We start from the raw sequence: 12499 nt of genomic DNA, 5'->3' as shown, positions 1-12499 counted from the left end.
ACTGCAACTGCTGCACCCGCTGATGCCAAATCTAATAAATTGGGCGGTGCGGCGTTAGCAGCAGCCGGAGTAGTCGCCGGAGTCGCCGGAGCCGCCGGTCTGGCTGCGGCGGCATCAGCACTGAGCTCCGACGACGAATCCTTCGATGAGTTTGAGGAAGAAGCAGTCTCCGACTTCGACATGGGCGATGACGAGGAAGAAGCAGTCTCCGACTTCGACATGGGCGATGACGAGGAAGAAGCGGTCTCCGACTTCGACATGGGCGATGACGAGGAAGAAGCAGTCTCCGACTTCGACATGGGCGATGACGAGGAAGAAGCGGTCTCCGACTTCGACATGGACGAGGATGAGGAAGAAGCCTCGGCTTTGGACGGTCTCGGTCTCGAAGACGATGAGGAAGACGCCGTATCTGACTTTGATATGGGCGACGATGAGGAAGACGCCGTATCTGACTTTGATATGGGCGACGATGAGGAAGACGCCGTATCTGACTTTGATATGGGCGACGATGAGGAAGATGAAGCCTCGGCTTTGGGCGGTCTCGACCTCGGCGATGACGAGGAAGATGAAGCCTCGGCTTTGGGCGGTCTCGACCTCGGCGATGACGAGGAAGATGAAGCCTCACAATTTGGGACTTTGACCTCTGGAGATCTCGAATCGGGGATTTCCGATCCGTTTGGGGAAGAAGATGAAGAGTTTGTCGCCGAAGAAATACCCGATCCTTTTGGGACAGCGACCTCAGATGACCTAGACATGGATCTGGGCGACTTAGACGATGACGGTATTGACGATTTCTCCGTATCTGATGACGATGACCTCGATGAGCTCGGACTCGACGATCTGGGGGAAGCAACTACCGGAGATCCTGACGAAGATGATTTAGATGCTCTAGGTCTCGGCGATTTGGATTCCGACGATGATGATGAAGAAATTTCCGGCTTTTTATCTGATTTTAAGTGAGGTTGTTGCGATCGCCCGCGTCTCTTCTAGTCTTGAAGTTTCCCGCTCTATTTGTGAGTTGTGAGTTGCGAGTTGTTAATTTTTAATTAGCTCCAACTCACAACTGCCAAAAGGCTTTTTTCCTTAGCGATTTGAAGTAAACTAAATCCCTGCTGTGAGGGATTGTATGCCCTCGCGCAGAGTTTTTTAGCCAGAATTTTGGATGCTGTGGCTGCTGCAGAAATATTGAGTGGGCTGCATCTATTTTTCAGAGCAATTACGCCAAAACCAGGTATTTCTATTATTGTTCGCTGCTTCAGCGCGATCGCACTTTCACAGGTGTTTTCTCGACGCTGCACCTGTTCGCGTTCGAGAGGAAAAACAACCTGAAAAACCACTGATGCTTGTCCTCCGCAAGAGATGCGATCGCAAAATACAGGAATTTCCTCGATAGGCGAGCCTGTCCTGTTTCAGACTAAAAACAATTTAAAGGGAGAAGATTTGACATATGACTGCTATTACTACTAATGAACCGGAAGCTTTAAACTTTGAATGCGAAACAGGCAATTATCACACATTTTGTCCGATTAGCTGCGTAGCTTGGCTTTATCAAAAAATTGAAGATAGCTTTTTCTTGGTCATCGGTACTAAGACTTGCGGCTATTTCTTGCAAAACGCAATGGGCGTGATGATTTTTGCTGAGCCTAGATATGCGATGGCTGAGTTGGAAGAAGGCGATATTTCCGCTCAGTTAAACGATTATGACGAGTTGAAGCGGCTGTGCTTGCAAATTAAGCGCGATCGTAACCCCAGTGTAATTGTTTGGATCGGCACTTGCACCACCGAAATCATCAAAATGGACTTGGAAGGGTTAGCGCCGAAACTCGAAGCCGAAATTGGCATTCCCATCGTCACAGCCCGCGCTAACGGCTTGGATTACGCCTTTACTCAAGGGGAAGATACCGTTTTAGCGGCAATGGCTGCTAAATGCCCTGACAAAGCTCCTGTTGTAGAAGCTCAGAAGCAAGAACGCAATGCTATCTCTCAACTGCTGAATTTCGGCAAGAAAAAAGAGGAAGTTGCAGCAGATGAATCGGAATATGTCAAGCACACACCGCTGGTACTTTTCGGTTCTTTGCCAGATCCGGTTGTCACTCAGCTAACTCTAGAATTGAAGAAGCAAGGAATCAAAGTTTCCGGTTGGCTTCCTTCCAAGCGCTACACTGAATTGCCAGTCTTGGAAGAAGGTTATTATGTATCTGGCATGAATCCGTTTTTGTCGCGCACAGCTTCTACGTTGATGCGCCGCCGCAAGTGTAAGCTAATTGGTGCGCCATTCCCGATCGGGCCTGACGGAACTCGCGCTTGGATTGAAAAGATTTGCTCAGTGTTGGGAATTGAACCAAAAGGTTTGGACGAACGGGAAGCGCAAATTTGGGCGGGTTTAGAAGATTACCTGCAAATAATTCGCGGTAAATCTGTCTTCTTTATGGGCGACAATTTGCTGGAGATTTCTTTAGCACGTTTCTTGATTCGCTGCGGCATGACTTGCCCGGAAATTGGCATTCCTTACATGGATAAACGCTATCAAGCGGCCGAGTTGGCTTTGTTAGAAAAAACTTGTCACGAGATGGGAGTTCCTACTCCTCGGATTGTCGAGAAACCGGACAATTACAATCAGTTGCAGCGGATTTACGAGCAGAATATTGATTTGGTGATTACTGGTATGGCTCACGCTAATCCTTTGGAAGCGCGGGGAATTAATACTAAGTGGTCTGTTGAGTTTACTTTTGCTCAGATTCACGGCTTTGGTAATGCGCGGGATATTCTGGAGTTGGTGACTCGTCCGCTGCGCCGGAATAATTCCCTGAAGGATTTGGGTTGGGGTGATTTGGTGAAGAAAGAAGCGAAGGTTTAATCGTTTGTAGTAAGATAGTAGGGTGGGTGTTGCTCACCCTATTTTTTTATGAACCGCTGATGAGGGCAGATGAACACGGATTAACGCGGATGAAAGTCAATTTTAAATCTCTGGATTATTACTCGATCCTGAAATATCCTATCAGTTTTTACCCAGAACCTGAAGGTTATACAGCTATAATAAAAGACCTTCCTGGCTGTATGTCTCAGGGTGAAACTTTGTCGGAAGCGATGGAGAATATTCAGGAAGCTAGGGAATTATGGATAGAAACAGCTTATGAGTGTGAAGATGAGATTCCTTTACCTACAACGGAAATTGAGTATAGCGGAAATTTATCGTTGCAAATTCCTAAATCTCTACATTTGAGTTTAGCAGAAAAAGCGGAAAGGGAAGGAGTTAGTCTTGACCAGTACATTCTGGTTGTGTTAAGTAAAGCAGGCTACAAGATAATCAAATAAGGATTATCAAGTTTGAGGCACTGTTCAAGGGCGATCGCTCTTTTATTTTTTTATGAACCGCTGATGCAGGCAGATTAACGCAGATTAACGCGGATGAAGAGTGCGATCGCACTTTTCCCCAATCTTCCCAGAATCCCAGACTACAGGCCCGCAACACAATTCAGGAAACGCCGCCTATAATCGGAACTAGCCCAACTCTCATCAGTTGAGAAACCGCCATGAGTCAAGACAAGGAAGAAATTAGCTATTCAGAGAAAACAGAACGCCTCAGAGTTATCGGTCAGTTTATCAAAACTGTGACACCGATGATTTGGACGATCGTAATTTTAGTAGTCATCATTCCCCTATTAGGTAACTTTCTAATTTCCCAGTCACTAACAAATACCGGAACCACAGCAGTTGTAGTCTCGCCGCCCCACGATTTCAGCAAAGTCAACCAAGACATTAAAAACGCCATCCAAAAATCCCATATAACAGCCGAAACTTTCGCCTCAAAAGAATTGGACAAATGGGAAAGCGAAGTAATTGCAAGAGTTGACAATAGTTTCCTCGATTGGTACTTTGATTACTTCACTCAAAAAAAGATGGAGTTTACCGTACCTTTTAATTTCGTGAAATCTGCCGTACTCAACAGATTTGATATGACAGCAGCATCTCGTGCTGTTTCCGAAAAATTAACCGAAGACTTTCAAAGAGAATTTGCTAACCGCGTACTCGTACCCAAAAACGCTCAACTGCGATTTCAATTAATCACTCAAGATACTGCTAATTTGTATATATCAGAAGTTAGCAAAAATGTTAAAGTAGTTCAAAACAATTATAGCATCCCGCAAGTACACTGGGACAAATATCTGAACGATATTGCTACCACAATTAGCGACAAAGGGAATGTCTCGAATTTATCATTAAAAGTATTAGTTGGCGGCAGCGGCTACTTGGTTGCTAAACCCTTAATTTTGGGAGTTGCAGCTAAAGTTGGCAGTAAAGTTACCGCAAAAGTTGCCAGCAAAGCCGCTGCCAAGGTAGCAACGAAAACAGGCGGTACAGTTGCTAGTCAGTTGGGAGTAAGTTTAATCGACCCGATTGTCGGCATCGGGATTATCATCTGGGATTTGTGGGATTACAATCACACAGTCAAAGTAGAAAGACCGATTTTACGGGAACATATTGTAGAATACTTGAAAGATGTCAAAAAGTCGCTGCTCACAAATCCTGAAAGCGGGATTATGGCAGCAATTTATCAGTTGGAAAGCGGTATTTTGAAGTCACTTTAATCATTTAAATCGCGTCTGAATGATGTGTGTAAATCCCCGAAAAGTGGTAATTCCACTACAAGAAGGAAAGGGGAGGGGGTAGACCATTAGTTAGTGCCAGCAGCGCGCGAGCCGATTGGCTACTGCTGTGCGCGATCGAACACCCGACTGCGGGCGATCATCGCGCTCATGTAGCAAAAAAAGAGAAAAAAATGAATGTTAAATGAGGCAAAAAAAGAGAGGATGTTCGGACAAAAAGAAGAGTTGCAAAACTTTATTTTCCCTAAAAAGATATCGCGTAAGGGAGGATAAAACAAGGTTTTAGACTCATATTACACGGATTAAGTTGTCGCCATTTTTTTAAAATTAGCTGTCGATTATGACTTGTGGCATTTACAGCATAAGAATTTATTAAAAGCTCCGATTGACAGAGGTAGAGTTCGGGGGGGAGTGCGTTTTACCGATGAAGCTCTACGGCGAGGTTTGTAGGGATTTTCTGAAGTATTTGACGGAGTTGTTTTAGTTCAAAAAGGCATAACTTCTCAGCCGGAAGTTTTGTCAGGTTGGTCGAAATTGCGACAAGAAATCGAACTGTTGATGAAATAGTCGAAAATCAAGGATCGAGTCGGCAGTTGCGATCGCCCGCTGAGACTAAAATCAAGTAAATTTGCAAGTATTGGTCGATCGACCCCTCTTTACTAGACTAAATTTGGATTCAAGGTTTGCTATACTCCAGAAATATACACATATTAACCTTTGCAAAATCAATAGGCCGGAGCTATGACATCCTATGCAACCTCTACAGCAAGAGCCGAGATGAGTGAGATCCGGCGCTTGAAAAACATACTGCCCCCAGAACTCCAAAGTTGGGTAACAGTAGAAAAAACAATAGAAGTTAATCCTACCCTGATCCGCAGCGAAGAAATAGGCAAAGACCAGGTAGAAATCCAAATAGACCTGATCCGCTGGGAACAGCTAGCAATGGATCAGCGCAACCTCCTATTTTGGCACGAAGTCGCCAGAATCCAAAACGACACCATCCCCAGAGACGGTTGGGAAATGGCAGCCCTCGCCATTGGTTTAGGCGGCGCAGTCGGCGAACTTTGGGTGCAAGACGGCTTGCTGCTGTTATTAGCCCTATCCCTGTGCGGCGTCTCCGGCTGGAGACTTTACCAAAAAAACAACGGAGAGAAAAGTTTAAAAGAAGCAATAGACGCCGACGAAAAAGCCCTCGCCCTGGCCACCCGCTTCGGCTACACTCTCCCAAACGCCTACAAAAGCCTCGGCAGCGCCTTAAAAACCTTAATCGAGCAAACCTCCAAAAAACAGCAGCGGGCTAAATACGAAGCTCGTCTCCAGGCCCTCAAACGCAACGCAGCCAAAGCCAAAGCCAAAGTCAAACCCATCACCCGCGAAACCTCTCAGTCAGAAAACGTCTACAATTCTTAAGCTCATCCCCCCGACGCTTGTTACGGGGGTTTTCCAGTTAACCGTTAACTGTTGACTTCGGTGTTAGCTGTTAACTGTTAACTGCGATGGCTATCCGGTGCAAGACACGCACCAAAATGATTAACGACAAGATTAATCGGCCTGAATCCACAAAAATCTTGATTCCGATGTCAAAGTTTGGCCTCGACGATGTTCAAAAATCTTTAGGCCAAAACTGGCACTGGTAGACTCAAGTCTATTTTTGCCTTTGATATCATTCTCGGCGGGCGAGTTGGCAGGCATTTTTGTAAAGTTTGTATAAAGCTAGCCTTTTGTTAACCAGAATATTTGGTAAAGGTGGAGCTGCTAGGACAGAATAGGCTAAAGACATCAGCTTGAAATTTGAAACCAGGACTTCATGGTCAGTCAAACCCCAGAGGCAGATTTTCGGGTAACGTACTCGGACGAGATTCCCTCAGTTCACATACCCGTGCGCTTGAGCGTACTTGAAGCCGTAAACTTCAAGACAACCTGTCAGCAACTTTTTTCGGGCAGCACCGTTCCCAGCAAGATTGTCCTAGACTTCAGTCAGACGACATTCATCGACAGTAGCGGGATAGGTGCTTTAGTCAGCAATCTGAAATTTGCCAAACAGCGAGAGAGTGACTTGGTGCTCCGAAGCCTCAAGCCACAGGTGATGGCAGTATTTGCTCTCACCAGCCTAGATCAAGTGCTGACGATCGAGCAGCCATCTCCAACCTCAACTCCCACAGAGACCAAGCCCTCGGACAATCAGCTACCGATGACCCACCCTTCAGTGCAATCGTGGGTGAAGCGGCTGATAGATATCGTTGGGGCAATTGTCGGTTTGATGATTACAGGAATTTTGTTCGTACCTATAGCCGCAGCCATAACTATCAACGATCCAGGCCCGATATTTTTCGGTCAAACCCGCTGTGGCTGGATGGGCAAACAATTTCGGATTTGGAAATTTCGATCGATGTGTACCAACGCCGAAGCTATGAAAGCCCAAATCAAAAACCAGGCTTCTGGCGCATTTTTCAAAAATGACAACGACCCGCGGATTACCAAAGTCGGGCGCATCTTACGCAAGACCAGTCTCGACGAACTACCGCAGTTTTGGAACGTGCTCAAAGGCGAAATGAGTCTAGTCGGCACCAGACCGCCTACCCCAGACGAAGTTGAGCGCTACGAAGTCCCTCAGTGGCAGCGTTTGGATGTCAAGCCCGGGATGACCGGCGAATGGCAAGTCAACGGTCGCTCTCAAGTCCGCGATTTTGAAGATGTCATCCGTTTAGATTTAAAATACCAACAAAACTGGAGCCTGATGTATGACTTGAAACTAATTGTTAAAACTGTAACAGTCCTGTTTAACAAAAATAGTGGCGCTGTGTAGGAACCCTCAACAACCCACCGCTTAAATTTGAGGTGGTGTTGCCGACGGGGGGCGGGAACTCGAACTCGATACTTAGTCAAGCAGACGATCGCTAGCGATACCTACGTTAGCATTAAGTGTTAAAATTCACACGCCCAGAAAATGCACAGCTAGTTGTCCGCTCTGCAATCAGAGCATTAATAATTAGCAATTGAGGAGTTCGAGTCATACTCGAACGATCCCAGCATGATTTTCGAGGACGAGAAGAACTAACCTGTGTTAAGAAAAGTAGCGACTGCTAACACAGTCGAAGCTTAAATCACTGCCTCCCAAGCTGACTCGGAAATTTTCCCTATTTAAACGCCCTACCGAGGCGGGTTACAGTATCGGAAGTCTCTCATTTGCTGTGCGAGTAAATGGTGCGAAAGGAATGCTCACCTTGAGGCAAAACGGGCTTCTTCAACTCAAGCTTGACTTAACTAATATGTTGCCAAGACCTTGCCCTCCTTTTTCTCTCCCTCCGGCGCTGAGTACAGCGGTGGTGGGGGCCGACCAGGGGGAAGAAAGATGAAAGACAAGGAACCAAAGGCCGAGTGGCACCTGCCGGTTGAAACAGACCTGAATGCTTTAACATCCGTTTTGGAATGGTTGGAGAATATCGTTTTGCCCGTGATACCAGCGGATTTTTGGTGGCAGTGCCGGCTGATAATCAACGAAGGCTTTACAAACGCTGTCCGCCACGCTCACCAGAACTTGCCCTCCACAACGCCCATAGACATTGAGGTAAAAGTGTTTGCCGATTACTTAGAAATTAGGATTTGGGACAGGGGTCAACCCTTCAACTTAGAAGCAAAGCTGCACTCGATTATGCAAGAGCAGCGCGATCCCTTGGACAGAGAGGGAGAAAGGGGACTGGTGTTCATGTACAAGCTCACAGACGACCTTCGGTATATCCGTACCGACGATGGCCGCAACTGCCTGGTAATGCGAAAAAACATTAGCTGAGGGCGCGATGCCCGCCCGGTTAGGGCGGCTTCTTTCGCAAGCAGTGGAAGAGCCCCTCGCTCCCTATTGTCCTACCTGGAACCAAACCACATCGTCTGCAATTCTGCGGGTGCAGGCTCGATGCACGCGACTGGAGGACAATTTGCTTCAAAATAAATATTATGCGTATTCTAATTTATTCCTATAACTACTATCCAGAGCCGATCGGCATTGCCCCCCTGATGACAGAACTAGCGCAAGGCTTAGTCAAGCGCGGCCACCAAGTCCGAGTCGTCACAGGAATGCCGAACTATCCGCAGCGCCGGATTTATCCGCAATATGAGGGCAAATTTTACCTCACCGAAGAACACAACGGCGTCACAATTCAGCGCAGCTATCTGCGCGTCAACGGCCCCCACCCCAGCCTCCTAGACCGACTTGTGCTAGACGGCAGTTTTGTCGTCTCCAGCGCCGTCCAAGCTTTCAGAGGCTGGCGTCCCGACGTGATTTTCTCGACAATGCCCCCTTTACCGATTTGCGTCCCAGTCGCCTTTTACGGCTGGATTCGCGCTTGCCCGATCGTCCTCAACGTTCAGGATATCGTCTCAGAAGCAGCCGTGCGCGTCGGCTTGGTCAAAAAAAACGGACTGCTAGTTCGCATTGCTGACGCTTTGGAAAAATTGGCCTACTGCACAGCCAGCCAAGTCAGCGTCATCGACAGCGGTTTTGTCAAAAAATTGCACTCTCAGGGAGTACCCCCCGAAAAAATAGTTTGCGTTCCCAATTGGGTTGATGTGAATTTCATTCGGCCCTTACCCAAGGAAAATAACTCATTTCGAGAAACTCACAAACTCAAGGGCAAATTTGTCGTTCTCTATGCTGGCAATATTGCCCTAACTCAAGGCTTGCAAACAGTTGTCCAAGCAGCGGCTCGTTTGAAACACATAACCGAAATTGCTTTTGTAATTGTGGGGGAATCAACAGCCTTGGCGCGCTTGCAACAAGATTGCGAAACTTACAAAGCTAATAATGTAATGTTGCTACCATTTGAACCGCGAGAAAAATTGCCGGAATTGTTAGCTGCTGCTGATGTTAGTTTAGTCGTACAAAAGCGCCGCGTTACTAACTTCAATATGCCTTCAAAAATTCAAGTAATTCTCGCCAGCGGCCGGGCAATTTTGGCGTCGGTTCCCGAAACAGGTACGGCCCAGAAAGCAGTGCAGCAAAGCGGTGGCGGGGTGGTGGTAGCGCCGGAAGATCCGCAGGCTTTGGCTGAGGCTGTTGAGGATTTGTACCTGCACCCTGCTAAGGTGGATGCCTTGGGCGAGCAAGGCAGAAATTATGCTGTAGAGAATTACGGATTTGAGGAAGCTTTGAATCATTATGAAGCTTTATTTGCGGCGGTGGCAGCGAGTCATGGTGAGAAAATATTGGAGCCTTTGCCGAAATGATCGCTAGGGGCGAGCGCTCCGGTAAATGAAATCGATCCAGTTGACTAGATAAAATTAGTAAGATCGGTGTAAAATAGCAACTTAGGAATGAAAAATCAATAAATTGATGAGTTATCGGTTATAATGAATATTATGAAAAAAGTGTGAGATTACAATTTTCACTCCTAGACAGATAGACTCACAACAGATTTTTATACTTAAAGAGTATAATTAACTTTTAAACTCATGTTTTATTTAATTCAATTGACTCATAAATGATAAAATTTTATAAATCCTTATCAGAAAAGGATAAAATAAGGTATGCAGCTTTCTTAAACTCAAAAATTAGGGTGGGGTGGAATTAGCTATGTAATGCAACTTGTGGGATGCAGTGGAAATATCCTCATCAAGGGATGGGAAGATTTAGAAAAAATGGACGAACCGACACTCAATAGTTCCAGGATCAGAAAGAAAGGAGGGGGAAGACAAAGTATTCTGTCTACTCAAATAGGCATTGATGCAGCCTTTTTATAACTTTTAAAAAATTCACAGCCGGATACCAGATGAATGAATGAATCAAAGAAACTAATTTTACGCATAAAGAAATAGCTTCTGGATTGCGGGCGGCAGGTTTTACCATTAGTCTCCCCTTAGTTGCAAAACTATTAAAAAAGCATGGGTATGTGAAACGAAAAGCTAAAAAAAACCAACAATAGAAATCAATCAAAATCGGGAGGCTCAATTTTCAAAAATTGCTATACTTCATGCAGAGTATAGAGAAGCCAGCAATTCTATCCAACCGTTTTGATACCAAAAAGAAAGAAATTTCAAGAAGTTTGTATCGTCTGGGAACTCTCTATACAAATGAACCTGTCACTACTTTCGCTCATGATTTTTGGAGTTTAGGTCACGGCAAAGTAATTCCCCATTGAATTTATGATTGTTAATAAAATCGAGGATAGATAACATTAATAAATAGTAAATATACCAGTTAATTAGCCTGTGACTCTTTAAAAAACTGGTAGGATAATTATGGTAAAGCTACCTAAGCTGTGGAGCATTTAAACCAGTAACGAGGCTTGTCTGGTGCGTCAAGAGATTTTAGATTTTAGATGAAAGAATTGACCCCACGTATAAATGCGGGGGCGTGAGGGTTTTCGATTTGAGATGCTTTCGATTGATTCCACGGATAAATCACGTGGCGGATACCATAAAAAAATTCGTGGTCAGGAGTGAACACTTACGCGCTTATGCGGGAAACACTTCTGTAATGACGCACCTTACCTGGAGCGTTAATGGTTTAAATGCTCCACAGTTTACGTCTAAATACAATCAAGAAATAATATCGATTTTTTACTCATATTGCCAAGGCTTGTAAAAAAGTAATTCTGACAATTCAATAATTAGTAAAATCTCTGGTTTAAAAAACTAAAACAGGAAGATCGTCTGAAAAGGTAAATATCTTTAATAAATTCGATCGAACTGGTCGAGAGGCTGCTGATGATTTGTCAAATACAATGTCAATTATTTTCGAGGAATTTTGGCAAGAATCGAATTATCGAGCCGTTCCCAACCAAAGTAATTTATTAAGGAATGAGAATTAAATAAAATCCACTTTTCATGTTTGTTGTGGGATGGGCGTCCCGCCCGTCATGAGTGGACGGGCGGGACGCCCATCCCACAATAAAAAAGGGAAATTATTTAATTGACGATCCTAAGTTATTTATTTTTCATGCCCGATCGGCAGAGTATTGATCGAGACCTTTACCAAAGGATTTTTGGAAAAGGATGGGAGCAGTCAAAACATCACTATTTGTTCCTATTGCGATCCTCATCGTTTCAGATACAGCATATTCGGTGGTTCATAAAGTACATTACCAGCTATATTGTGTGGTGTTAATCCTCCGGGTGCGGATCTGCTTCATATTTGATAAAATTTGCAGATTGACGGGTATCCGCACCTTACTAGCTATAACATTGCGTGTACTACACATACATAGAATATGCTGTAAATAAGGTGGACGATATGCCCAACTAGAAAATGCAACTGTGTCCTCAGAAGCTTTGGGTGGACGCAAACAAATGCCAAACGGACACGCACCATTATTCCGATTTGCCGATCGCTCCCAAAGACGAGTCAGATGAATTGGCTCAAACTGCGCCTCTTCTGGATCGTGAATCCATAACAATTCCAACATTGCGTTATGGAAAAAGATACAGCGATTGGCTGTACCTTGTCCGCGATGGATGCGAGATGAACCCTCAACTAAACCGAAGGATGATAAACGATTAGCTTCCGAAGCACCAATATCAGTAAGGATGAAAAGATGGTCGAATTCAAATGTCATAGCATTGTTCAGAGAATCGATCGCTCAAGTAATTTTAATCCCCTGTGATTGCTTTTTTTCCGATCGGCCCGCTTATACTGCACAGCGAACTGTACCAAAGTCCCAAACTTGTACTCAGTCAATCTTTCCCAATCTAAAATTTAAAATCTAAAATCGATAGTCCCAAACTTGTACTCAGTCAATCTTTCCCAATCTAAAATCTAAAATCTAAAATCTAAAATCGATAGTCCCAAACTTGTACTCAGTCAATCTTTCCCAATCTAAAATTTAAAATCTAAAATCGATAGTCCCAAACTTGTACTCAGTCAATCTTTCCCAATCTAAAATCTAAAATCTAAAATCTAA

The 12499-nt window shown here is 44.8% G+C and carries 9 protein-coding genes and 1 pseudogene; 8 read left to right on the top strand and 2 right to left on the bottom strand.

The window, feature by feature from the left end; all coding sequences use genetic code 11:
• Positions 1–960: pseudogene (locus QUA50_RS25395) on the top strand (DUF5331 domain-containing protein); the annotation flags it as partial.
• 86 nt (positions 961–1046) lie between these two features.
• Here QUA50_RS25395 and QUA50_RS25390 read toward each other — a convergent pair.
• Entirely contained in the window at positions 1047–1337 is a 291-nt protein-coding gene (locus QUA50_RS25390; protein ID WP_333267935.1) for a hypothetical protein, read from the bottom strand.
• A gap of 110 nt (positions 1338–1447) precedes the next feature.
• Between QUA50_RS25390 and QUA50_RS25385 the strand changes: the two genes are divergently transcribed.
• The 7 genes from QUA50_RS25385 to QUA50_RS25355 all read left to right on the top strand — a co-directional run bounded on the left by QUA50_RS25385 (position 1448) and on the right by QUA50_RS25355 (position 9827).
• Entirely contained in the window at positions 1448–2857 is a 1410-nt protein-coding gene (locus tag QUA50_RS25385) for a ferredoxin:protochlorophyllide reductase (ATP-dependent) subunit N (protein ID WP_333065577.1), read from the top strand.
• Between the two features lie 59 nt (positions 2858–2916).
• Entirely contained in the window at positions 2917–3315 is a 399-nt protein-coding gene (locus QUA50_RS25380) for a type II toxin-antitoxin system HicB family antitoxin (RefSeq protein WP_333298930.1), read from the top strand.
• A gap of 218 nt (positions 3316–3533) precedes the next feature.
• Positions 3534–4589, top strand: a complete 1056-nt coding sequence (locus QUA50_RS25375; protein ID WP_333267931.1) for a hypothetical protein — start codon at positions 3534–3536, stop codon at positions 4587–4589.
• Between the two features lie 759 nt (positions 4590–5348).
• Complete coding sequence (locus tag QUA50_RS25370; protein WP_333056576.1) at positions 5349–6017, top strand: DUF3318 domain-containing protein; 669 nt, start codon at positions 5349–5351, stop codon at positions 6015–6017.
• A 397-nt stretch (positions 6018–6414) separates the two neighbouring features.
• On the top strand, positions 6415–7413 hold the full coding sequence (locus QUA50_RS25365) for a sugar transferase (RefSeq protein WP_333267929.1): 999 nt from the start codon (positions 6415–6417) through the stop codon (positions 7411–7413).
• 546 nt (positions 7414–7959) lie between these two features.
• On the top strand, positions 7960–8397 hold the full coding sequence (locus QUA50_RS25360; protein WP_333267927.1) for an ATP-binding protein: 438 nt from the start codon (positions 7960–7962) through the stop codon (positions 8395–8397).
• A gap of 161 nt (positions 8398–8558) precedes the next feature.
• Entirely contained in the window at positions 8559–9827 is a 1269-nt protein-coding gene (locus QUA50_RS25355) for a WcaI family glycosyltransferase (protein WP_333267925.1), read from the top strand.
• Positions 9828–11680: 1853 nt separating this feature from the next.
• Here the strand turns inward: QUA50_RS25355 and QUA50_RS25350 are convergent.
• On the bottom strand, positions 11681–12154 hold the full coding sequence (locus tag QUA50_RS25350; protein WP_333267923.1) for a VOC family protein: 474 nt from the start codon (positions 12152–12154) through the stop codon (positions 11681–11683).
• Positions 12155–12499: the final 345 nt, after the last annotated feature.

Source organism: Microcoleus sp. M2_D5 (assembly GCF_036701935.1).
Classification (GTDB): domain Bacteria; phylum Cyanobacteriota; class Cyanobacteriia; order Cyanobacteriales; family Microcoleaceae; genus Microcoleus.
This window is presented reverse-complemented; position numbering and strand designations above follow the sequence as displayed.

Coding starts and splice junctions, on each gene's coding strand:
- QUA50_RS25385 (WP_333065577.1), top strand. CDS start 1,448: ATGACTGCTATTACTACTAATGAACCGGAAGCTTTAAACTTTGAATGC.
- QUA50_RS25380 (WP_333298930.1), top strand. CDS start 2,917: ATGAGGGCAGATGAACACGGATTAACGCGGATGAAAGTCAATTTTAAA.
- QUA50_RS25355 (WP_333267925.1), top strand. CDS start 8,559: ATGCGTATTCTAATTTATTCCTATAACTACTATCCAGAGCCGATCGGC.
- QUA50_RS25375 (WP_333267931.1), top strand. CDS start 3,534: ATGAGTCAAGACAAGGAAGAAATTAGCTATTCAGAGAAAACAGAACGC.
- QUA50_RS25365 (WP_333267929.1), top strand. CDS start 6,415: ATGGTCAGTCAAACCCCAGAGGCAGATTTTCGGGTAACGTACTCGGAC.
- QUA50_RS25350 (WP_333267923.1), bottom strand. CDS start 12,154: ATGACATTTGAATTCGACCATCTTTTCATCCTTACTGATATTGGTGCT.
- QUA50_RS25370 (WP_333056576.1), top strand. CDS start 5,349: ATGACATCCTATGCAACCTCTACAGCAAGAGCCGAGATGAGTGAGATC.
- QUA50_RS25360 (WP_333267927.1), top strand. CDS start 7,960: ATGAAAGACAAGGAACCAAAGGCCGAGTGGCACCTGCCGGTTGAAACA.